Genomic DNA, 21,073 nt, shown 5'->3' on the forward strand with positions numbered 1-21,073 from the left:
GACAGATAATGCCGGTGGTGCAATATTTGCACCATTCTGACGCGCTTCGCCCTCAAACAGGGCGTAAAGGGCCGATAAATTTCGCGAGCGATCACAATTCCAGAATTATATTTGGCCTGTGCATACTCTTTCTGATTTTCATGCGGCAAAGCGCCGCTTGTCGTAAAAATATTCACTTTTTATGCACTAACAGTGAATAACTCCATATTGTAACCTATTGATATTCTGTTACCTCACCCCGTTTATGCATTTTTATCGCTGGCTGGCACGAAGGCTGCAATCTACATTCACAGTGCAAACACTCAATTATTTAACATTCAAATAACTTTTTATTTACCGGATGAGGTCGCTATGTCTCTGTCAATTACGCGTGAAAATTTCGATGAATGGATGATGCCGGTTTACGCTCCGGCGGCTTTTATTCCGGTTCGCGGGGAAGGCTCACGCCTGTGGGATCAGCAGGGTAAAGAGTATATCGACTTTGCCGGGGGGATTGCGGTGAATGCGTTGGGTCATGCCCATCCGGCGCTGCGTCAGGCGCTGAATGACCAGGCGGCGAAGTTCTGGCATACCGGCAACGGCTTTACCAACGAGCCCGCACTGCGCCTGGCGAAAAAGCTGATTGACGCGACCTTCGCTGAAAAAGTCTTTTTCTGTAACTCCGGCGCGGAAGCCAACGAAGCGGCGCTGAAGCTGGCGCGCAAATATGCCCACGACAAATTTGGGACGCACAAGAGCGGGATTGTGGCGTTTAAAAATGCGTTCCACGGGCGCACGCTCTTTACCGTGAGCGCGGGTGGCCAGCCTTCTTATTCGCAGGATTTCGCTCCGCTGCCGCCGGATATCCGCCACGGCATTTATAACGATCTTCAGTCCGCCAGCGAGCTGATTAACGACACCACCTGCGCGGTGATTGTCGAACCGATGCAGGGGGAGGGCGGCGTGCTTCCGGCGCAAAAGGCATTCCTGCAGGGGCTGCGCGAGCTGTGCGATCGTCATGACGCGGTCCTGATTTTCGACGAAGTGCAGACCGGCGTGGGCCGCACCGGCGAGCTGTATGCCTATATGCACTACGGCGTGACGCCGGACGTTCTCTCTACCGCCAAAGCGCTGGGCGGCGGCTTCCCGATTGGCGCGACGCTGACCACCGATAAATTCGCCAGCGTAATGACCGTGGGCACCCACGGCACCACCTACGGCGGTAACCCGCTGGCGACCGCCGTCGCCGGACAGGTTCTCGACATCATTAACACCCCTGAGGTGCTGAAGGGCGTTAAGCAGCGTCACGAGTGGTTCGTTGAGCGCCTGAACGCCATCAACGGCAAGCTTGGCCTGTTTAAAGAAATTCGCGGCCTGGGGCTGTTGATCGGCTGCGAGCTCACGGCTGAGTTTGCCGGAAAAGCGAAGCTTATTTCACAGGAAGCGGCAAAAGCGGGCGTGATGGTGCTGATTGCCGGTGCCAACGTGGTGCGTTTTGCCCCTGCGCTGATTGTCAGCGAGGAAGAGGTGCAAACCGGTCTGGATCGTTTTGCGCTGGCGTGTGAGAAGGTGAAATCCGGGGTGTCATCATGATGGTCATCCGTCCCGTTGAGCGCGGCGATATTGCCGGGCTCATGCAGCTTGCCGGTAAGACGGGAGGTGGGCTGACCTCGCTTCCTGCCGATGAAAAAACGCTGTCGGCGCGCATTGAGCGCGCCCTGCAAACCTGGCAGGGGACGTTGCCAAAAAGCGAACAGGGTTACGTGTTCGTGCTGGAAGACACCGAAACGGGGAGCGTGGCCGGGATCTGCGCCATTGAAGTGGCCGTCGGGCTTAACGACCCGTGGTATAACTACCGCGTCGGCACGATGGTTCACGCCTCGAAAGAGCTGAACGTCTATAACGCGCTGCCCACGCTGTTTCTCTGCAATGACCACACGGGCGCCAGCGAGCTCTGTACGCTGTTCCTCGACCCGGCGTGGCGCAAAGAGGGCAACGGCTATCTGCTCTCCAAATCGCGCTTTATGTTTATGGCCGCTTTCCGCGATCGCTTTAACGAAAAAGTGGTGGCAGAGATGCGCGGCGTGATCGACGACAAAGGCTACTCGCCCTTCTGGGAGAGCCTGGGCGAGCGCTTCTTCTCGATGGAGTTCAGCCGGGCGGACTATCTCTGCGGCACCGGCCAGAAGGCGTTTATCGCGGAGCTGATGCCTAAACATCCTATCTATACCCATTTCTTAACGCCTGAAGCGCAGGCGGTAATTGGCGAAGTGCATCCGCAAACCGCGCCTGCCCGCGCGGTGCTGGAGAAAGAGGGCTTCCGCTACCGTAACTATGTCGACATCTTTGACGGCGGGCCAACGCTTGAGTGCGATATCGACCGCGTGCGCGCCATCCGCAAAAGCCGACTGGTTGAGGTATCCGAAGGCCAGCCCGCGCCGGGTGACTGGCCGGCATGCCTGGTGGCGAACGAAAATTACGCCAACTTCCGCGCCATGCTGGTGCGGACCAACCCGAAATGTGAACGTCTGGTGCTGACAGCTGCAGAGCTGGATGCCCTGAAATGTAACGCCGGCGATACGGTTCGCCTGGTGCGTCTCTGCCCTGAGGAGAAAACAGCATGACATTATGGATTAACGGTGACTGGGTAACGGGCGAAGGCGAACAGCGCGTAAAAACCAATCCAGTTGAAAAAGAGGTGCTGTGGAAGGGAAATGACGCCAGCGTCGCGCAGGTCGAGCAGGCCTGCCGTTCCGCACGACACGCGTTTCCCGCGTGGGCAAAACGGCCATTCGCCGAGCGCCAGGCGCTTATTGAAAAATTTGCCGGACTGCTGGAGGCCAACAAGGCCGAGCTGACGCGCATCATCGCGTCCGAAACCAGCAAACCGCGCTGGGAAGCGGCGACCGAAGTGACGGCGATGATCAATAAAATCGCTATTTCGGTTAAGGCGTACCACACCCGCACCGGCGAGCAGCATACTGAGATGCCGGACGGCGCGGCCACGCTGCGCCACCGTCCGCACGGCGTGCTGGCGGTGTTTGGCCCGTATAACTTCCCGGGGCATCTGCCGAATGGTCACATTGTGCCCGCGCTGCTGGCGGGCAATACCGTCATCTTCAAACCGAGCGAGCTTACGCCGTTAACCGGCGAGGCGGTGGTGAAGCTTTGGGAGCAGGCCGGGCTGCCGCCGGGCGTGCTGAACCTCGTGCAGGGCGGGAGGGAAACCGGCCAGGCGCTGAGCGCGCTGAGCGATATCGACGGCCTGCTGTTTACCGGCAGCGCCGGAACGGGCTATCAGCTGCACCGCCAGCTGGCGGGGCAGCCGGAGAAAATTCTGGCGCTGGAGATGGGCGGCAACAACCCGCTGATTGTCGAAGATCCTGACGATATCGATGCCGCGGTGCACCTGACGATCCAGTCCGCCTTTATTACCGCCGGACAGCGCTGCACCTGCGCCCGCCGCCTGCTGGTCAAGCGCGGCGCGCAGGGGGATACCTTCCTGAAGCGTCTGGTAGAGGTGAGCGCGCGGCTGGTGCCTGCCGCGTGGGATGCCGATCCGCAGCCGTTTATCGGCGGGCTGATCTCCGAACAGGCCGCGCTGAACGTGCTCAACGCCTGGCAGGACCACGTAGCGCGCGGGGCGAAAACCCTGCTGGAGCCGAAGCAGGTTCAGCCGGGTACCTCGCTGCTGACGCCGGGCATCGTAGAGATGAGCGGTGCGAGCAGCGTGCCGGATGAAGAGGTGTTTGGCCCGCTGCTGTGCGTCTGGCGTTACGACGATTTTGATGCGGCCATTGCGATGGCGAATAACACCCGCTACGGCCTGTCGAGCGGGCTGATATCGCCGCATCGCGAGAAGTTTGAACAACTGCTGCTGGAAGCGCGTGCCGGGATCGTGAACTGGAATAAACCGCTGACCGGGGCGGCGAGCACCGCGCCGTTCGGCGGCGTGGGCGCCTCGGGCAACCATCGCGCCAGCGCCTGGTATGCCGCCGATTACTGCGCGTGGCCGATGGCGAGTCTGGAAACCCCGGCGCTGACGCTGCCGGAGACGCTTAACCCGGGGCTCGATTTTACGAAGGGAGAAGGCCATGAAAGCGCGTGAAGTCAACTTTGACGGGCTGGTGGGGCTGACGCACCACTATGCCGGTCTCTCCTTTGGTAATGAAGCCTCGACGAAGCACCGCTTTCAGGTCTCCAACCCGAAGCTGGCGGCGAAGCAGGGGCTGCTAAAAATGAAGGCGCTGGCGGATGCCGGCTTCCCGCAGGCGGTGATCCCGCCGCAGGAACGTCCTAACGTGGCGGTGCTGCGCCAGCTAGGATTTAGCGGTACGGACGAGCAGGTCGTCGAAAAAGCGGGTACGCAGACGCCGCATTTGCTCTCTGCGGCAAGCTCTGCCTCTTCAATGTGGGTGGCAAACGCGGCCACCGTCGCGCCGTCAGCCGATACGCTGGATGGTAAAGTCCATCTGACGGTGGCGAACCTGAATAATAAGTTTCATCGCGCCACCGAAGCGGACACCACCGAGCGCGTGCTGCGCGCTATTTTCAAGCATGACGCCCATTTTGAGATCCATCAGGCCCTGCCGCAGGTGGCGATGTTTGGCGACGAAGGCGCGGCCAACCATAACCGGCTGGGTGGCGATTACGGCGATCCCGCCGTGCAGCTGTTTATCTACGGGCGGGAAGAGGGCGGCCACGCCGCGCCGACCCGTTATCCAGCGCGTCAGACGCTCGCGGCCAGCCAGGCGGTTGCGCGCCTGAACCAGGTCAATCCTTCCCAGGTGATTTTTGCCCAGCAGAACCCGCACGTGATCGACCAAGGCGTGTTCCATAACGACGTGATTGCCGTGTCCAACCGCCAGGTGCTGTTCTGCCATGAGCAGGCCTTTGCCCATCAGGATAAGCTGCTCGCCACGCTGCGCGAACGCGTGCCGGGCTTTATGCCGATCCAGGTGCCAACGCAGGCGGTCAGCGTGCAGGACGCGGTCGAAACCTATCTGTTCAACAGCCAGCTGCTGAGCCACGATGACGGCAGCATGATGCTGGTGCTGCCGCAGGAGTCCCGGGATCATCGGGGCGTGTGGCGCTACCTCACCGAACTGGTGAAGGCTGATAACCCGATTGACGAGCTGCGCGTGTTTGACCTGCGCGAAAGCATGGCTAACGGCGGTGGCCCCGCCTGTCTGCGCCTGCGGGTCGTGTTAACGCCAAATGAAATACAGGCCGTTAACCCGGCAGTCATGATGAATGAGACGCTCTTTAACACCCTGAACGACTGGGTGGACCGCTACTATCGTGACCGGTTAACGCAGGCCGATCTGGTTGACCCGCAACTGCTGCGCGAAGGGCGCGAGGCGCTGGACGCGTTATCGTCAATCCTGCAGCTGGGCTCGGTTTACCCGTTCCAGCGCTAAAGGAGTGGATATGGAAAATTTACTGGCGCTGACCCTGGCCGATGAAACGCCGGACCAGAGTGAGGGGGAAGGCCCCTCATTCCGCTGGCGGTGGCTGGGGCGCGGGGTGCTTGAGCTGACACCGAAGGCCAGCAGCGCGTTATCGCTGCTGCTTTCCACGGGGATCCACGGGAATGAAACCGCACCCGTTGAGATCGTTGATGGGCTGCTGCGCGCGCTGTATCGCGGCGAGATCGCCCTTGCGTGCCGCGTGCTGGTGGTGCTTGGCAATCCGCCTGCGCTGGCGCAAAACAAACGGTACCTGGTTAGCGACATTAACCGCATGTTCGGCGGTCGCTGGTCGCAGTTTCCGCAGAGTGACGAAACGGCGCGCGCGCTGTGGCTGGAGAACGTCGTGACAACGTTTTTTGCCGCGGCGGGACCGGCGCGCTGGCATCTGGATCTGCATACGGCGATCCGCGCCTCTTACCATGTCAGATTCGGCGTTCTGCCGCAGCGCAATCAGCCGTGGGATGAAGCGTTTCTGAGCTGGCTGGGGGATGCCGGGCTGGAGGCGCTGGTGTTTCATCAGTCGCCGGGCGGGACCTTTACTCACTTCACTTGCGAACGGTTTGGCGCGCTGTCCTGTACGCTGGAGCTGGGAAAAGCGCTACCGTTCGGACAGAACGATCTCACGCGCTTTGCGCCTACGGAGCTCGCGCTTCGGGCGCTGCTCGGTGGGACGGCTACCGAGCACGCACATCAGCCCGTTGAGCGGTACCGGGTCGTACAGCAGATCACCCGCCGCAGCGAGGCTTTCCAGCTTCACATGGCCGCGCACACTCTGAACTTCACGCCGTTTCGCAAAGGGGCTCTGCTGGCGGAAGATGGCGAAGAGCGTTACGAGGTGCAGAAAACCACCGAATATGTGCTGTTCCCCAACCCCTCCGTAGCGTTTGGCCTGCGGGCCGGTCTGATGCTGGAAAAACTCACCTGAACCTTTTCCCTCTCACCATCCGGGAGGGAAAGTAAAAATGTTTTCTTAGCGATTAAAGCGCTCTGATTTCTTTTACGGAATATTCCTGGCGAATTGCTTTATTATTCACCGTCACTTCGTTATACTTCTGCTAAATAACTTTAAAATCATCATATTGAATATTTCTTGTTGCAACTCTCCACGCTTTATCCTTATTTCCTCCACATTTGGCGAAAAAATGTTTTTTACACTTTCATTGTTTTACCGTTGCTCTGATTAATTGACGATAAACCCCGTAAAGTTAATCTCGTCAACACGGCATAGCGCCGAAGAATAACTGAAAGAAAGGAAATAAATTATGCGTAAGTTTACTGCACTGTTTGTTGCTTCTACCCTGGCTCTGGGCGCTACCAGCATGGCGTTCGCCGCAGATACCGCAACCACCACCGCCGCGCCAGCTGAAGGCAAAATGATGATGCATCATAAAGGCAAGCCGGGTATGCACCACGAGATGATGATGTTCAAAGATTTGAACCTGACGGACGCGCAGAAGCAGCAGATCCGCGACATCATGAAAAGCCAGCGTGACCAGATGAAGCGTCCTCCGCTGGAAGAGCGCCGCGCAATGCATGACATTATTGCCAGTGACAGCTTCGATAAGGCGAAAGCCGAAGCGCAGATCGACAAAATGGCCGAGCAGCACAAAGCCCGCATGCTGGCCCACATGGAAACCCAGAACAAGATCTACAACATTCTGACCCCGGAACAGAAAAAACAGTTTAATGCCAATTTTGAGAAGCGTCTGACAGAACGTCCGGCGATGGAAGGTAAAATGCCAGCACCAACCGAATAATCGGTTCACTCTCTTAAGACCGCCGGGATCCTGTCCACAAAAGCGAAATCGCTGTGGACAGGACCGGCGGTTTTTCTATTCTGCCCTCTTGCCTGCCGCCGCCAGCGCGGTATTCTCCTGTAGTCGCTTCAGAGAATGTCTGTAGAGTCATGGCGTTAGCATTTTTATTAACGTTCCGCTAAGGCCTGCCCGCTCTGCTGCCGATACTGTGTCTGTGAATACCTAACGATAACAAACAAGACTGCAGGGGTAGCGATATCCTTGCCCTGGCACGGGTTGTGCCATTCAGGAGTGGTGATGGAGTTCTTTGATATTCGTAAGATGCCGGTCAGCCTCTGGCGCAATGGTGCTGGCGAAACGCGAGAAATTTGCTGTATCCCTCCCGCGACGCGCGATTTTTACTGGCGTGCCAGTATCGCGACCATCGCCAGCAACGGCGAATTCTCCTCGTTTCCCGGTGTCGACCGGGTCATTACCCTGCTGGAAGGCGGGGAGGTGACGCTGGATGCCGGTCAGGCGTTCTGCCATACCCTTAAACAGCATCAGCCTTACAGTTTTGCCGGCGATTTGCCGGTGAAGGCGCTGCTTTCCGATGGCAGGATGGCGATGGATTTCAACATCATGACCCGGCGCGACTGCTGTCAGGCGAAGGTGCGGGTTGCCGATCGTACTTTTACCACCTTTGGTTCGCGCGGGGGCGTGGTGTTTGTATTAAGCGGGGCGTGGCAGCTGGGTGATAAATTGCTCACGGCCGATCAGGGCGCCAGCTGGCAGGAGGGGACCCATACTCTGCGTCTGCTGGAGTCTCAGGGCACCCTGCTGTTCAGTGAAATTAACTGGCTGCCGGGTCACTGAGCGCGATGATCTCGAACTTGCCCGCTAATACAGGCTTGCAGAGGATTTTGTAGCCGTCGTGGTCGAATCCCGCGGGGGTGCGCAGCAGGGTTGCCGCGTCGCTTAAATCATCGACAGCCCCCAGCCAGAGCCAGTTATTGACGATGTGATACTGCGTCATGGTTTCACCCACTTCTTTTAGCGCAACGGCGCCGTCCCACGGCCAGCAGTTGACGCTGATCCCGGCCAGTCCCGCGAGGAGCCGGGCGTGATGCGCCTCAACGCTCTCTTTTCCGCAGCAGGCGCCTGCGCAGCGCTTCAGAGCGGAGCGGAAACAGGCACGGCCCCGCGTGGTGCCCTCTAGCCCTAAAAGGCTATAGCAAAGCTGCAGCTCGTCCGCGAGCGCCTGCAGAGACTGTAGGGCGGCACGCTTGTTTGCGAACAGCCCGAAGAGATTCGGGGCGTGGGAGAAATCGACCTCGCGGGCGTAGACGACCTGCGGCTTGCCGTCGGCGATCTGCAGGGAGCAGAGCTGGCGATTGCGGCGCAGGCGCTTATTGAAGAGCGGCTGCTGCTCTTTTATCAGCCGGGCTTCCAGCAACAGCGCGCCCATTTCTCCCGCCGTCTGGAACCAGGTAATGCGTCGCGACTGGCGCAGCATGGCGGCCTCGTCCGGGGTGCGCAGGTGGGATAACACCCGGCTGCGAATGTTAACGCTTTTGCCGATGTAGAGCGGCAGGGTCTCGCTTTCACCGTGAAAGATGTACACACCCGGCTGTTTGGGCAGCGCCTCAAGCCAGGGGCGAAGATGTTCGGGATATTCATAGATAGCCGCCGCTTCAAACTCAAGACGCGGGGCTGATTGACGCCTGCTCACATACTGCTCCATATACTGTTCAGGTATACAGTGTAGCAGGTGTGCTGTGGTTAAAAAAGAGCCGGGTGGCGGCTACGCCTCACCCGGCCATGACGTGCGGCCTGATGCCCTCACCCCAACCCTCTCCCACGGGAGAGGGCGCAAACACAAAAAACGGTAACCTGGGTTACCGTTTTGCGTTTATTTCCAGAAATCGTCAAACACCGTTATTGGCGTGTGGCGCTTGTGCTCGGTTTTCAGGTACCAGCCCTCGATAATTTTCGCGGTACCTTCATCCAGCGTTTTGCCTTCCAGATAATCATCAATGTTGTCATAAGTAACGCCAAGGGCCGCTTCATCCGGCAGGGAAGGGCGATCGTCTTCCAGATCCGCTGTTGGCGCTTTCTTGTACAGGTGCTCAGGGCAGCCCAGCGCGGCGAGCAGCTGCTTGCCCTGACGCTTGTTGAGACGGAAAATCGGGTTGATGTCGGTGCCGCCATCGCCGTATTTGGTGAAGAAACCGGTGATCGCTTCTGCCGCATGGTCGGTGCCTACCACAACGCCTTTGGTCATCCCGGCGATGCTGTACTGCGCTTTCATGCGCTCGCGCGCTTTCTCGTTGCCGCGCACAAAATCACTCAATTCAATGCCCGCTTCGCGCAGCGCCTGCTCGCTTGCCAGCACCGAGGCTTTGATATTGACGGTAAGCACGCGATCGGGCTGGATGAACGCGATGGCGTCCTGGCAATCCTGTTCGTCCGCCTGAACCCCGTAAGGCAGACGCACGGCGATAAACTGCAGCGCTTCGTCGCCCGTCTCTTCACGAAGCTCTGAAATCGCCATCTGGCAGAGTTTACCCGTCAGGGTAGAGTCCTGCCCGCCGCTGATGCCCAGCACCAGGGATTTCAGGAAAGCGTTCTTTTTTAAGTACGACTTTAAAAAATCCACGCTGCGGCGGATCTCTTCCTGTGCATCTATCGCAGGCTTAGCGCCCAGCGCCTGAATAATCTCTTGTTGCAGAGCCATCATGCCCTCCGTATGCAGAACATAAACAGAATGTGTTAACTGTTAAAACTAACCCTTTGGGCGGAAAACGACAAGGATCACAGTTTCGAGTGCGTTAATTTGCGGCGATTTAGCAGCTTATCGTTGTTTTATTAGAATTTTCCGAAATTCGTCTGGCGTAAATCACAAAGTTGAACAATAGTACTTTTTATCCCATGCTTAGATAACACGCTGATAAACAAGAGGACGGAATATGAACAAGAACGTAGCAGGAATTCTTAGCGCAGCGGCGGTACTGACGATGCTGGCAGGGTGTACGGCTTACGATCGCACCAAGGATCAGTTTACCCAGCCCGTGGTTAAAGACGTTAAAAAAGGGATGACACGTTCGCAGGTGGCTGCGATCGCCGGCAAGCCTTCTTCTGAAGTGACCATGATTCACGCGCGCGGTACGTGTCAGACTTATATCCTGGGTCAACGTGATGGTAAGGCAGAAACCTACTTCGTCGCGCTGGATGATACCGGACATGTGATTAACTCCGGCTATCAGACCTGTGCTGAATACGACACCGATCCGCAGGCACCTAAGGCGCAGTAACCCTGCTTGCCTGAAGATGTTAACAAACCGGCCTCTGGGCCGGTTTTTTTATTCATACGTTAATCTTATTTCTTTGCGCGAATTATTTGCCTGAAATGTGAAGGTAGTCAACAAGCCAGGTCAATGAGAGACAATTTAGGCCTATCCAGAATTATCTCCCCTCTGTACCATTGCGTATACTCACTTCAACGATAAACAACAGTACGCAAGCTACCTGTCTGCCGGGACAGCGAGTCGAGTGATAGCGCGACGGCAGGTAGTCATACAAGAGGGAAATTATTATGGAAAAGAAACATATCTACCTGTTCTGCTCAGCGGGCATGTCAACCTCGCTTCTGGTGTCAAAGATGCGCGCGCAGGCTGAAAAGTATGAAGTTCCTGTGGTGATTGAAGCGTTTCCGGAAACGCTGGCGGGCGAAAAAGGCCAGAAAGCCGATGTTGTGTTACTGGGGCCGCAAATTGCCTATATGTTGCCCGAAATTCAACGACTGCTACCGAATAAACCGGTCGAAGTGATCGACTCGGGGCTGTACGGCAAGATCGATGGTTTAGGTGTACTTAAAGCTGCTGTGGCAGCCATTAAAAAAGCTGCTAATTAATTTTTATTTTTCCCGTCAAAGAGTTATTTCACACACAATTACGCCGTAACATGCGTTACGGCATTTAAGGGTATTTTCCTATGAGTAAAGTCATCGCTTCACTTGAAAAGGTACTCCTTCCTTTTGCTGTTAAAATAGGAAAGCAGCCTCACGTTAATGCCATCAAAAACGGTTTTATTAAATTAATGCCGTTGACGCTGGCCGGGGCCATGTTCGTTTTAATTAACAACGTTTTTCTGAGCTTTGGTGAAGGTTCCTTCTTTTATTCATTAGGAATTCGGTTAGACGCTTCCACTATTGAAACCCTTAACGGTTTTAAAGCCATCGGCGGCAACGTATATAACGGTACGTTGGGTATTATGTCGCTGATGGCGCCTTTCTTTATTGGGATGGCGCTGGCTGAAGAGCGGAAAGTGGATCCGCTGGCCGCCGGATTATTATCCGTTGCCGCGTTTATGACCGTCACGCCTTACAGCGTGGGTGAAGCCTACGCCGTTGGCGCAAACTGGCTGGGCGGAGCCAACATCATCTCCGGTATTGTTATCGGCCTGGTGGTGGCAGAAATGTTCACCTTTATTATCCGTCGCAACTGGGTTATCCGCCTGCCGGATAGCGTGCCAGCCTCCGTTTCTCGTTCATTTTCCGCGTTGATCCCAGGCTTCATTATCCTCTCCATCATGGGGATTATCGCCTGGGCGCTCTCTCACTGGGGCACGAACTTCCACCAGATCATCATGGACTCTATCTCTACGCCGCTGGCGTCGATGGGTGGCGTGGTCGGTTGGGCGTATGTGATTTTCACCTCTCTGCTGTGGTTCTTCGGCGTGCATGGTTCACTGGCACTGGCCGCGCTGGACAGCGGAATTATGACCCCATGGGCACTGGAAAACGTTGCGCTTTACCAGCAGTACGGCTCCGTTGACGCGGCGCTGGCGGCAGGTAAAACCTTCCATGTGTGGGCGAAGCCGATGCTTGACTCCTATATCTTCCTGGGTGGTACCGGGGCGACCCTGGGTCTGATCATCGCGGTCTTTATTGTCTCTCGTCGCGCTGACTATCGTCAGGTGGCGAAACTGGCCCTGCCATCAGGCATCTTCCAGATTAACGAGCCGATTCTGTTCGGTCTGCCAATCATCATGAACCCGGTAATGTTTATCCCGTTCATCCTGGTGCAGCCGCTGCTGGCAGCGATCACCCTGACGGCCTACTACATGGGTATTATTCCACCGATCACCAACATTGCTCCGTGGACCATGCCGGCAGGTCTGGGTGCCTTCTTTAACACCAACGGTAGCGTCGCGGCCTTCCTGCTGGCGATATTCAACCTCGGGATTGCCACCCTGCTGTACATGCCGTTCGTGGCGATTGCGAACAAAGCTGCCACCATCATTGATGAAGAAGAGAGCGAAGAGGAAATTGCCCTCTCACTGAAATTCTAATATTGACCGGCGCAGGGAAGCCCGCGCCAGCCACAAGGAGCTAAAACATGTTAGATTTGGATAGTATCGTCGCAGACGAAGCCGCAGAGAACGATCTCGAAGAAGTGGTGATGGGCCTCATCATCAACTCCGGGCAGGCGCGCAGCCTGGCGTATGCCGCACTGAAGCAGGCCAAGCAGGGCGATTTCGCCGCCGCGAAAACCATGATGGAGCAGTCCCGCACGGCGCTGAACGAAGCGCACCTGGTGCAGACAAAGCTGATTGAAAGCGACCAGGGCGAAGGGAAGATGAAGGTCAGCCTGGTGCTGGTACACGCTCAGGATCACCTGATGACGTCCATGCTGGCGCGTGAGCTGGTGGCGGAGTTGATTGAGCTTCACGAGAAAATGCACTAGGTCGGATTGAGCAGCAGGAGGTCAGCACGATGGAAATCAAAACCGCATTTGAACAGCAACTGTTTAATGGCAAAAATTTTCACGTGGTTATCTACAACAAGACGGAGAGCGCCAGCGGTCTGCACCAGCATGACTACTATGAGTTCACGATTGTTCTGACCGGCCGCTACTACCAGGAGATCAACGGTAAGCGCGTCCTGCTGGAGCGAGGGGATTTTGTCTTCCTGCCGATGGGTTCCTATCATCAGAGCTTTTACGAATTTGGCGCGACCCGCATTCTGAACGTGGGCGTCAGCAGACGCTTCTTTGAGAAGCACTATCTGCCGCTGGTGCCGTTCTGCTTTGTGGCGTCCCAGGTATATCGTGTGAAAAACGAGTTCATGACCTGGATTGAAACGGTCATCGCCTCGCTTAACTTCCGCGACAATGAGTTTGATGAATTTATTGAAACGGTGACCTTCTACGTGATGAACCGGTTGCGGCATCACCGTGAAGAGCAGCAGGTGACGGATGACGTTCCACAGTGGCTGCGCAGCACCGTGGAACTGATGCACGATAAAGGCCAGTTCAGCGAAAATGCGCTGGAAAATATGGTATCCCTCTCGGGGAAATCCCAGGAATATCTGACCCGCGCGACGCAGCGTTATTATCGTAAAACGCCGGTGCAAATAATTAATGAAATCCGCATTAATTTTGCCAAAAAACAGCTGGAGATTACCAACTATTCTGTCACCGATATTGCCTATGAGTCAGGATATAGCAGTCCCAGCCTGTTTATTAAAACTTTTAAGAAGTTGACCTCATTCACACCGAACAGCTACCGGAAGAATTTAACGGTAATTAATTAACTTTCGGCGGATTACCCGCCATAAATATTGCTTTAATGGCTTGCCCAAATAGCGGGAAGAGTACGCTATACCTTGCAGGCGATTAACCTGATACGCTAAGGGAGATATTATGCAAAAGAAATTAAAAGTCGTAACCATTGGTGGCGGCAGCAGCTATACCCCGGAATTACTCGAAGGTTTTCTGAAACGTTATCATGAATTACCGGTCAGCGAATTATGGCTGGTGGACGTTGAGGAAGGTCAGGAGAAGCTGGATATTATTTTCGACCTGTGCAAGCGCATGGTTGAGAAAGCGGGCGTGCCTATGACCGTGCATAAATCCCTCGATCGTCGCCTGGCGCTGAAAGATGCGGATTTCGTTACCACTCAGCTGCGCGTCGGCCAGCTAAAAGCGCGCGAGCTGGACGAGCGTATTCCGCTGAGCCACGGCTACCTGGGGCAGGAGACCAACGGCGCGGGCGGCCTGTTCAAAGGCCTGCGTACCATTCCGGTGATTTTCGACATCGTCAAAGATGTGCAAGAGATCTGCCCGAACGCGTGGGTGATTAACTTCACTAACCCGGCCGGAATGGTGACCGAGGCGGTATATCGTCATACCAATTTCAAACGCTTTATCGGCGTCTGTAATATCCCGATCGGCATGAAGATGTTTATCCGCGACGTGCTGGAGCTGACCGACAGTGACGATCTCTCAATCGATCTGTTCGGCCTGAACCACATGGTGTTCATTAAAGACGTCATCGTGAACGGAAAATCGCGCTTTGCCGAACTGCTCGACGGCGTGGCTTCCGGTCGCCTGACCGCGGCCTCCGTGAAGAACATCTTTGACCTGCCGTTCAGCGAAGGGCTGATCCGCTCGCTGAATCTGCTGCCGTGCTCATACCTGCTTTACTACTTCAAGCAGAAAGAGATGCTGGCTATCGAAATGGGCGAGTACTATAAGGGCGGCGCGCGTGCGCAAATCGTTCAGAAAGTTGAGAAGCAGCTGTTCGATTTATATAAAGATCCGAACCTGAACGTCAAACCGAAAGCGCTTGAGCAGCGCGGTGGGGCCTATTACTCCGATGCAGCGTGTGAAGTGATCAACGCCATCTACAACGACAAGCAGGCGGAGCACTATGTTAACGTGCCGCATCACGGCCATATCGACAATATCCCGGCGGACTGGGCCGTCGAGATGACCTGCATTCTCGGGCGCGAGGGGGCTAAACCGCATCCACGTATCACCCACTTCGACGACAAAGTTATGGGCCTGATCCACACCATCAAAGGCTTTGAAGTGGCGGCGAGCAACGCGGCGCTAAGCGGTGAACTCAATGACGTGCTTCTGGCGCTGAACCTCAGCCCGCTGGTGCATTCCGACCGCGATGCGGAGCAGCTGGCCAGCGAGATGATCCTGGCGCATGAAAAATGGTTGCCGAACTTTGCCGCCACGATTGAGAAGCTGAAGTTCAAACAACACTGAGAGGACGCACAATGGAAAACCTGCTGATCGTTAATGCTGATGACTTTGGCCTTTCGAAAGGCCAGAACTACGGCATTATTGAAGCCTGTCGCCGCGGGGTAGTGACCTCTACAACGGCACTGGTGAACGGTGAAGCGGTTGAACACGCGGCGCAGTTGAGCCGCGAGGTGCCAGAGCTGGGTGTCGGCATGCATTTTGTGCTGACGCTCGGGATGCCGCTTTCACCCATGCCGGGCCTGACGCGTGACGGTCTGCTGGGCAAATGGATTTGGGAACTGGCGGAGCAGGACGCTCTGCCGCTCGAAGAGATTGCCCGTGAGCTGGACTGCCAGTACAACCGCTTTGTTGATCTTTTTGGCAAGGCGCCGACGCACATCGACAGCCACCATCATGTGCACATGATCCCGGCAATTTTCCCGATTGTTGCGGCGTTTGCCCAACGCAAAGGCGTGGCGATGCGCGTGGATCGTGAGGTGCAGGGCGTGCCGGACTGTGCCGTGACAACAACTGAGGGGTTCAGCAGCGCCTTTTACGGCGACGAGATCGACGAAGCGCTGTTCCTGAAGGTGCTGGATGATTCCGCCGCGCGGGGGGATCGGTCGCTGGAGGTCATGGCGCATCCTGCCTTTGTCGATAACACCGTGCGTAAGAGCGCCTACTGCTGGCCGCGCCTGGCGGAGCTGGATGTCCTGACGTCGCCGTCGCTGAAATACACCATTGCCGAGCGTGGGTATCGGTTGGGGACGTTTGGGGATCTGTAAGAAGTGCCGGGTGGCGAGGTAAAAGCAAAACGGTAACCTGGGTTACCGTTTTTATTGTTTTCTCCCTCACCCGTGGGAGAGGGGCGGGTGAGGGCATCAGGCCGCACAACCGGGAATGGCTTTTACGCAGGAATCTGATCGATCTTACTGCTGCGCGACCAGACGCGGTGCGCGGCGAGCAAATCAAACAGCTTCGTCATAAACGCATCGTCAACGCTATCGCCCTCGACAATGCCGTCCTCACCCTGATCGGCCACCTTCAGCTGTGCTTTAAACTGTCGTGCGTCGCCGGACAGCGCAATGGGCTTCAGGTGCTTATAGGCTTCCAGCAGATAATAGACGGCGTCGCCGTTGGTCAGCAGGCTGGCAATATCCCCGCACGGCACAATCACCGCATCGACGGTCAGCGACGGCGCGCCGGCAAAGGTCGCCGCGACCGGCAGCACGGAACCATCGTCGGCGGTCACTTCACCCATGCGGGAATAGAGCAGTTTGGCGTGTACGCCCTGGGTTTTTAGCGCCTGCATAATCCCCAGCACGTCGCTGGCGCGGGTTTTGTCGTTCAGCAGGATGGCGACCACGCGGCCCTTAATTGAACCACCCGGCACCGCATACAGGCTCAGCGATGGATCTTTCTTCACGCCGTTAACCTCTTTCGGTGGCGCAAGGTTGCGCTGTTCGTCCGTTAGTGTGATACCAAGGTTATCCGCCACGCTCTGGGCAAGCTGAATATCAATGTGCGCCAGCTGATCGACCACGCGCTCGCGGATGTAGGTGCGCACCACTTTGCTCAGTTCGAAGCTAAAGCCGCCGATGATGTGCTGTTGCTCAATCGGCGTCTGGCTGTTCCAGAACAGGCGAGGGTGGGCGTAATACTCACCGAACGAGGGGCTGCGCTCGCGAATTTTGTTGCCGTCGATACGCTCCTGGTACGATTCGAATCCGCCGCGTTTCGGCCCCGGCGGGGTTTCTCGCGGCCAGTTGTCGTTGATGGAGTTCGGCTCATAGTTTGCCGGGTTGGTATCAATATCCTGACGGTGCATCCCGTCGCGCTGGAAGTTATGGTACGGGCAGGTTGGGCGGTTAATCGGGATCTCGTGGAAGTTCGGCCCGCCAAGACGGCTAATCTGCGTATCGGTATACGAGAACAGACGTCCCTGTAAGAGCGGATCGTTGGTGAAATCCAGTCCGGGGACGATATGGCCCGGGTGGAACGCGGCCTGCTCGTTTTCGGCAAAGAAATTATCCGGGTTGCGGTTAAGCACCATTTTCCCCACCAGCTGAACGGGCACCAGCTCCTCAGGAATGAGTTTTGTCGGGTCAAGCAGGTCAAAATCGAACTTAAACTCGTCTTCTTCCGGGATCAGCTGTAAGCCCAGTTCATATTCCGGGAAGTCACCCGCTTCAATGGATTCCCACAGTTCGCGGCGATGGAAGTCCGGATCGCGCCCGGTGAGCTTCTGCGCCTCATCCCATACCAGCGAGGCTTTGCCCGCTACCGGCTTCCAGTGGAAGCGCACAAACGTGGCTTTTCCTTCCGCGTTGATCATGCGGAAGGTATGAATACCGAACCCTTCCATCGTGCGATAGCTGCGCGGGATCCCACGGTCGGACATCGCCCACATCACGTTGTGTAAGGTTTCAGGCTGCAGGGAGACATAGTCCCAGAAGGTATCGTGCGCACTTTGTCCCTGGGGTATGGCCCAGTGGGGCTCCGGTTTTACCGCATGGACAAAGTCAGGAAACTTATGCGCATCCTGAATGAAAAACACCGGGGTGTTATTACCCACCAGATCGAAAATACCCTCTTCGGTATAAAACTTGGTGGCAAAGCCGCGGATATCACGCACCGTGTCTGCCGAACCTGCGCCACCCTGCACGGTGGAGAAACGCACAAAGACCGGCGTGATTTTATCCGGGTCGGAGAGGAAATCCGCTTTGGTGATCGCTTTCAGGCTTTTATAGGGCTGGAAGTAGCCGTGCGCCGCAGAACCGCGCGCGTGAACGATGCGTTCCGGAATTCGCTCGTGGTCAAAATGGGTAATTTTTTCCCGCAGGATGAAATCTTCCAGCAGGGTCGGCCCGCGCGCGCCTGCGCGAAGGGAGTTTTGATCGTCAGCAATGCGCACGCCCTGATTGGTGGTGAGTGCAAAACCTTCGCCGCCTTTACGGTGTGGCTCAAGCGATTTCAGCTTCTCGTTTCCGGTGTCCGGTGATTTCATGCTTCCCGGCGCGGTTGGTTGTTCGCCAGGGGCTGATGGGCCCGGCGAGGGGCGGTGAGAGCCGTCAGCAGGGGCGAGAGAGTCCATACCCGGTTGAGATTCTTCAGTGCCATGAATCGGTGATTGATGTGATTTATCTTTGTTCGACATTGCACGCTTCTCCTTTATCCATTGCTAAAAACCCTATTAAGGATAGAACAATGTCGTGAGATAGCTCGCTAACTAAGAGTTTTCACATGACGTTATTAACGAAAGGAGCCATCTCACCCACTCGGAGCGCGACGTAAGGCAGCAGGATCGGCTATCATAGAATTTTCCTGCTTCAAGAATTTGCTTTAGTGAATCCGTCGCTTATGAAACCTCTTCGTCAACAAAATCGCCAGGTTATTAGCTATGTGCCCCGCGTTGAGCCCGCGCCGCCTGACCATGCCCTGAAAGTGGATGGTTTTCGTGATGTCTGGCTGCTTCGCGGTAAATATGTGGCTTTTGTCCTGATGGGGGAACATTTCCGCCGGTCGCCGGCGTTTTCCGTGCCGGAGTCAGCCCAGCGATGGGCGACGCAAATCCGCCAGGATGAAGAGGTTGAAGAATAACAGCCATAAAAAAACCGCCATCAGGCGGTTTTTTTATTTCTATCGAGATTAACGGTGCGCCAGCTCGGCGTCGTCTTCACTTTCCAGAATGGCTTTGTCGGTCTGCTTCAGCCACTGGCTGGTCAGCGTACCGGCAGTCATGGAGCCGCTCACGTTCAGCGCGGTACGGCCCATGTCGATCAGCGGTTCAACGGAGATCAGCAGGGCGACCAGCGTGACGGGCAGGCCCAGCGCGGGCAGCACAATCAGCGCGGCGAAGGTTGCACCGCCGCCGACACCTGCAACGCCGGCGGAGCTGATGGTAACAATCCCGACCAGCGTGGCGATCCAGACCGGATCCAGCGGGTTGATACCCACGGTTGGGGCAACCATCACCGCCAGCATCGCCGGGTAGAGCCCAGCACAGCCGTTCTGACCGATGGTAGCACCAAAGGAGGCAGAGAAGCTGGCGATAGATTCCGGCACGCCCAGACGACGAGTCTGTGCTTCAACGTTCAGCGGAATAGATGCTGCGCTGGAACGGCTGGTGAAGGCAAAGGTCAGTACCGGCCATACTTTGCGGAAGTATTTCAGCGGGCTGACGCCGTTCACGCCCAGCAGGATACCGTGCACCACGAACATAATGCCCAGGCCCAGATAAGAGGCGACAACGAAGCTGCCCAGCTTAATGATGTCCTGCAGGTTAGAGCCGGCTACCACTTTGGTCATCAGTGCCAGAACGCCGTATGGCGTCAGCTGCATGACCAGACGGACCAGCTTCATCACCCAGCTTTGCAGGGTATCAATCGCCGTCAGCACGCGTTCGCCTTTCGGCGCGTCGTCTTTCAGCAGCTTAAGCGCAGCCACGCCCAGGAATGCCGCGAAGATCACCACGCTGATGATAGAGGTTGGGCTTGCACCGGTCAGGTCAGCAAACGGGTTCTTCGGAATGAAGGAGAGGACCATCTGCGGAACCGTCAGATCAGCCACTTTACCCACGTAGTTGGTTTGAATTGCGGTCAGACGCGCCGTTTCAGCGGTACCCTGAACCAGACCTTCGGCCGTCAGGCCAAACAGGTTGGTAACCAGCACCCCCACCAGCGCGGCAATCAGCGTGGTAAAGAGCAGCGTACCAATGGTCAGAAAGCTGATTTTACCCAGCTGAGTTGCGTTGTGCAGACGGGCTACGGCGCTCAGAATAGAGGCAAACACCAGCGGCATAACGATCATCTGCAGCAGTTGGACGTAGCCGTTACCGACAATGTTGAACCACTGAATGGACTCTTTCAGTACCGGACTATCGGAGCCGTAGACGGCGTGTAAGGCCAGACCAAACGCCACACCCATGACCAGACCGACCAGTACTTTTTTCGCCAGGCTCCACTGTTTGTGGCGCGCCTGCGCGAGAAGCAATAGTAATACGACGAACACGACTATGTTCGCGATGAGTGGAAAATTCATCCCCGTTCTCCTGATTTATTATGTGGGATCGGTTTTTCCCGATCCTGTTGGCGGAAGGTTAGCAGAAGTGTGATGTGGCGCTTATATCCAAATGGAATGGTTTATGACAAATGGAATGATTTTGTTGGTTTACTGTTCAATCTGGTGATGAATAAAGCGATTGAACTGAAATTGCAGCGAATTGATCATCTGGGAAGACCAGCGCACTGCACTGTTTTCGGGCAAGGTTTGCGGCATCCAGACGGCGTAGGCGAACAGCGCCATGCACAGCACGCGTTCAAGCTGATTCCCTTTCTGCGGCGCAAGGATCGGAAAACGGAAACGCCAGCGGCAGGGCCACAACAGCGGCACGCCCGCGGGCGTCAGCATATCGGCGAGGATATGGCTTAAATAACCCAGCACCATGCCCTGAATGGCATCGCCCGGCACTATCCAGCTTTCAGGGACTTTTAAATAGAAAAGCGTGAGCAGGCCAAAAACGGCCAGGAGGCTGTGGGTAAACCCGCGGTGGCCGAACGCGCGGGCGATGGGCTTCGACACCCACTTCAGGCGCTGTCCGAGGAAGGATTTTGGGTGGTCAATATCGGGCAGCAGACAGGTTAAAACGGCGGAAGGGACAATATGCCACCAGTCTCCCTGTGCAAGCACGGGAGTAAGTTCTGCGTTTTTGGCAAATACTGCGCACGCAATTGAAAAAAGCAGGTGGCCTTCCGCCGTCATGATAAAACCCACGAAACTGTCAATTTATACAGTATAGGGTTTTTATACAGTGGGCGAAAGAGGTGACGGTGTAACTGTTTGTCACAAACGC

General features: G+C 56.2%; 20 protein-coding genes. 15 read left to right on the forward strand and 5 right to left on the reverse strand.

Translation table 11 applies throughout. The annotated features are described in order from the left end of the window. Nucleotides 1-351 precede the first annotated feature (351 nt). The 7 genes from IB212_RS09175 to ves all read left to right on the forward strand — a co-directional run bounded on the left by IB212_RS09175 (nt 352) and on the right by ves (nt 8,062). Nucleotides 352-1,572 carry an aspartate aminotransferase family protein gene (locus tag IB212_RS09175; protein ID WP_028012790.1) on the forward strand — a complete coding sequence of 407 codons (1,221 nt, stop codon included), beginning with the start codon at nt 352-354 and terminating at the stop codon, nt 1,570-1,572. Further along, complete coding sequence (gene astA / locus IB212_RS09180; protein ID WP_041910463.1) at nt 1,569-2,603, forward strand: arginine N-succinyltransferase; 1,035 nt, start codon at nt 1,569-1,571, stop codon at nt 2,601-2,603. Before IB212_RS09175 ends, astA begins: the two co-directional genes overlap by 4 nt. Beyond that, the gene (gene astD, locus IB212_RS09185; RefSeq protein ID WP_041910462.1) at nt 2,600-4,087 is read left to right on the forward strand and encodes a succinylglutamate-semialdehyde dehydrogenase; all 1,488 of its coding nucleotides are present in this window, start codon (nt 2,600-2,602) and stop codon (nt 4,085-4,087) included. Before astA ends, astD begins: the two co-directional genes overlap by 4 nt. Continuing rightward, nucleotides 4,074-5,399 (forward strand): N-succinylarginine dihydrolase, encoded by a 1,326-nt coding sequence (astB, locus tag IB212_RS09190; RefSeq protein ID WP_041910461.1) that lies wholly within the window; start codon nt 4,074-4,076, stop codon nt 5,397-5,399. Before astD ends, astB begins: the two co-directional genes overlap by 14 nt. Nucleotides 5,400-5,409: 10 nt before the next feature. Continuing rightward, nucleotides 5,410-6,375, forward strand: coding sequence for a succinylglutamate desuccinylase (astE, locus tag IB212_RS09195; RefSeq protein ID WP_041910460.1), 966 nt, complete (start codon nt 5,410-5,412; stop codon nt 6,373-6,375). 337 nt (nt 6,376-6,712) lie between these two features. Then, nucleotides 6,713-7,207, forward strand: a complete 495-nt coding sequence (gene spy / locus IB212_RS09200) for an ATP-independent periplasmic protein-refolding chaperone Spy (RefSeq protein WP_028012795.1) — start codon at nt 6,713-6,715, stop codon at nt 7,205-7,207. A gap of 297 nt (nt 7,208-7,504) precedes the next feature. Beyond that, nucleotides 7,505-8,062 (forward strand): environmental stress-induced protein Ves, encoded by a 558-nt coding sequence (ves, locus tag IB212_RS09205; RefSeq protein ID WP_041910459.1) that lies wholly within the window; start codon nt 7,505-7,507, stop codon nt 8,060-8,062. Here ves and cho read toward each other — a convergent pair. Continuing rightward, nucleotides 8,040-8,918: an excinuclease Cho gene (gene cho / locus IB212_RS09210; protein WP_032644984.1), complete on the reverse strand. Its 879-nt coding sequence runs from the start codon at nt 8,916-8,918 to the stop codon at nt 8,040-8,042. The two genes, ves and cho, sit on opposite strands and share 23 nt — an antisense overlap. A gap of 180 nt (nt 8,919-9,098) precedes the next feature. Further along, on the reverse strand, nt 9,099-9,923 hold the full coding sequence (gene nadE, locus IB212_RS09215) for an ammonia-dependent NAD(+) synthetase (protein ID WP_028012798.1): 825 nt from the start codon (nt 9,921-9,923) through the stop codon (nt 9,099-9,101). Between the two features lie 232 nt (nt 9,924-10,155). Between nadE and osmE the strand changes: the two genes are divergently transcribed. The 7 genes from osmE to chbG all read left to right on the forward strand — a co-directional run bounded on the left by osmE (nt 10,156) and on the right by chbG (nt 16,007). Continuing rightward, on the forward strand, nt 10,156-10,500 hold the full coding sequence (gene osmE, locus IB212_RS09220) for an osmotically-inducible lipoprotein OsmE (RefSeq protein WP_003857836.1): 345 nt from the start codon (nt 10,156-10,158) through the stop codon (nt 10,498-10,500). Nucleotides 10,501-10,781: 281 nt separating this feature from the next. After that, a complete protein-coding gene (gene chbB / locus IB212_RS09225) occupies nt 10,782-11,099 on the forward strand; it encodes a PTS N,N'-diacetylchitobiose transporter subunit IIB (RefSeq protein ID WP_014883474.1) in 318 nt (105 codons plus the stop codon). A gap of 80 nt (nt 11,100-11,179) precedes the next feature. Then, nucleotides 11,180-12,538 carry a PTS N,N'-diacetylchitobiose transporter subunit IIC gene (chbC, locus tag IB212_RS09230; RefSeq protein ID WP_028012799.1) on the forward strand — a complete coding sequence of 453 codons (1,359 nt, stop codon included), beginning with the start codon at nt 11,180-11,182 and terminating at the stop codon, nt 12,536-12,538. A 47-nt stretch (nt 12,539-12,585) separates the two neighbouring features. Beyond that, nucleotides 12,586-12,933: a PTS N,N'-diacetylchitobiose transporter subunit IIA gene (chbA, locus tag IB212_RS09235; RefSeq protein ID WP_028012800.1), complete on the forward strand. Its 348-nt coding sequence runs from the start codon at nt 12,586-12,588 to the stop codon at nt 12,931-12,933. A gap of 29 nt (nt 12,934-12,962) precedes the next feature. Continuing rightward, entirely contained in the window at nt 12,963-13,781 is an 819-nt protein-coding gene (gene chbR, locus IB212_RS09240; RefSeq protein ID WP_032644864.1) for a transcriptional regulator ChbR, read from the forward strand. Between the two features lie 109 nt (nt 13,782-13,890). Beyond that, the gene (locus IB212_RS09245) at nt 13,891-15,246 is read left to right on the forward strand and encodes a 6-phospho-beta-glucosidase (protein WP_028012802.1); all 1,356 of its coding nucleotides are present in this window, start codon (nt 13,891-13,893) and stop codon (nt 15,244-15,246) included. Nucleotides 15,247-15,257: 11 nt separating this feature from the next. Beyond that, the gene (gene chbG, locus IB212_RS09250) at nt 15,258-16,007 is read left to right on the forward strand and encodes a chitin disaccharide deacetylase (RefSeq protein WP_188245663.1); all 750 of its coding nucleotides are present in this window, start codon (nt 15,258-15,260) and stop codon (nt 16,005-16,007) included. A 122-nt stretch (nt 16,008-16,129) separates the two neighbouring features. On the opposite strand, the gene katE is transcribed toward chbG, so the two are convergent. Then, the gene (katE, locus tag IB212_RS09255) at nt 16,130-18,379 is read right to left on the reverse strand and encodes a catalase HPII (RefSeq protein WP_063153856.1); all 2,250 of its coding nucleotides are present in this window, start codon (nt 18,377-18,379) and stop codon (nt 16,130-16,132) included. Nucleotides 18,380-18,582: 203 nt separating this feature from the next. Here katE and cedA point away from each other — a divergent pair, with 203 nt between their 5' ends. Continuing rightward, on the forward strand, nt 18,583-18,822 hold the full coding sequence (cedA, locus tag IB212_RS09260; RefSeq protein ID WP_028012805.1) for a cell division activator CedA: 240 nt from the start codon (nt 18,583-18,585) through the stop codon (nt 18,820-18,822). A 48-nt stretch (nt 18,823-18,870) separates the two neighbouring features. Here the strand turns inward: cedA and tcyP are convergent, their stop codons facing one another. Both tcyP and IB212_RS09270 read right to left on the reverse strand, forming a co-directional pair. Then, entirely contained in the window at nt 18,871-20,262 is a 1,392-nt protein-coding gene (gene tcyP / locus IB212_RS09265) for a cystine/sulfocysteine:cation symporter (RefSeq protein ID WP_041910456.1), read from the reverse strand. Nucleotides 20,263-20,391: 129 nt separating this feature from the next. Then, nucleotides 20,392-20,982, reverse strand: a complete 591-nt coding sequence (locus IB212_RS09270) for a metal-dependent hydrolase (RefSeq protein ID WP_032644865.1) — start codon at nt 20,980-20,982, stop codon at nt 20,392-20,394. Between the last annotated feature and the right edge of the window lie 91 nt (nt 20,983-21,073).

It is taken from the genome of Enterobacter sp. E12, from assembly GCF_014596715.2.
In the GTDB taxonomy this organism is placed as follows: Bacteria; Pseudomonadota; Gammaproteobacteria; order Enterobacterales; family Enterobacteriaceae; genus Enterobacter; species Enterobacter bugandensis.

What these genes read in the sequence shown, in the direction of transcription:
- IB212_RS09175 (WP_028012790.1), top strand. Translation starts at nt 352, where the DNA reads ATGTCTCTGTCAATTACGCGTGAAAATTTCGATGAATGGATGATGCCG.
- astA (WP_041910463.1), top strand. Translation starts at nt 1,569, where the DNA reads ATGATGGTCATCCGTCCCGTTGAGCGCGGCGATATTGCCGGGCTCATG.
- astD (WP_041910462.1), top strand. Translation starts at nt 2,600, where the DNA reads ATGACATTATGGATTAACGGTGACTGGGTAACGGGCGAAGGCGAACAG.
- astB (WP_041910461.1), top strand. Translation starts at nt 4,074, where the DNA reads ATGAAAGCGCGTGAAGTCAACTTTGACGGGCTGGTGGGGCTGACGCAC.
- astE (WP_041910460.1), top strand. Translation starts at nt 5,410, where the DNA reads ATGGAAAATTTACTGGCGCTGACCCTGGCCGATGAAACGCCGGACCAG.
- spy (WP_028012795.1), top strand. Translation starts at nt 6,713, where the DNA reads ATGCGTAAGTTTACTGCACTGTTTGTTGCTTCTACCCTGGCTCTGGGC.
- ves (WP_041910459.1), top strand. Translation starts at nt 7,505, where the DNA reads ATGGAGTTCTTTGATATTCGTAAGATGCCGGTCAGCCTCTGGCGCAAT.
- nadE (WP_028012798.1), bottom strand. Translation starts at nt 9,923, where the DNA reads ATGGCTCTGCAACAAGAGATTATTCAGGCGCTGGGCGCTAAGCCTGCG.
- osmE (WP_003857836.1), top strand. Translation starts at nt 10,156, where the DNA reads ATGAACAAGAACGTAGCAGGAATTCTTAGCGCAGCGGCGGTACTGACG.
- chbB (WP_014883474.1), top strand. Translation starts at nt 10,782, where the DNA reads ATGGAAAAGAAACATATCTACCTGTTCTGCTCAGCGGGCATGTCAACC.
- chbC (WP_028012799.1), top strand. Translation starts at nt 11,180, where the DNA reads ATGAGTAAAGTCATCGCTTCACTTGAAAAGGTACTCCTTCCTTTTGCT.
- chbA (WP_028012800.1), top strand. Translation starts at nt 12,586, where the DNA reads ATGTTAGATTTGGATAGTATCGTCGCAGACGAAGCCGCAGAGAACGAT.
- chbR (WP_032644864.1), top strand. Translation starts at nt 12,963, where the DNA reads ATGGAAATCAAAACCGCATTTGAACAGCAACTGTTTAATGGCAAAAAT.
- IB212_RS09245 (WP_028012802.1), top strand. Translation starts at nt 13,891, where the DNA reads ATGCAAAAGAAATTAAAAGTCGTAACCATTGGTGGCGGCAGCAGCTAT.
- chbG (WP_188245663.1), top strand. Translation starts at nt 15,258, where the DNA reads ATGGAAAACCTGCTGATCGTTAATGCTGATGACTTTGGCCTTTCGAAA.
- katE (WP_063153856.1), bottom strand. Translation starts at nt 18,379, where the DNA reads ATGTCGAACAAAGATAAATCACATCAATCACCGATTCATGGCACTGAA.
- cedA (WP_028012805.1), top strand. Translation starts at nt 18,583, where the DNA reads ATGAAACCTCTTCGTCAACAAAATCGCCAGGTTATTAGCTATGTGCCC.
- tcyP (WP_041910456.1), bottom strand. Translation starts at nt 20,262, where the DNA reads ATGAATTTTCCACTCATCGCGAACATAGTCGTGTTCGTCGTATTACTA.
- IB212_RS09270 (WP_032644865.1), bottom strand. Translation starts at nt 20,982, where the DNA reads ATGACGGCGGAAGGCCACCTGCTTTTTTCAATTGCGTGCGCAGTATTT.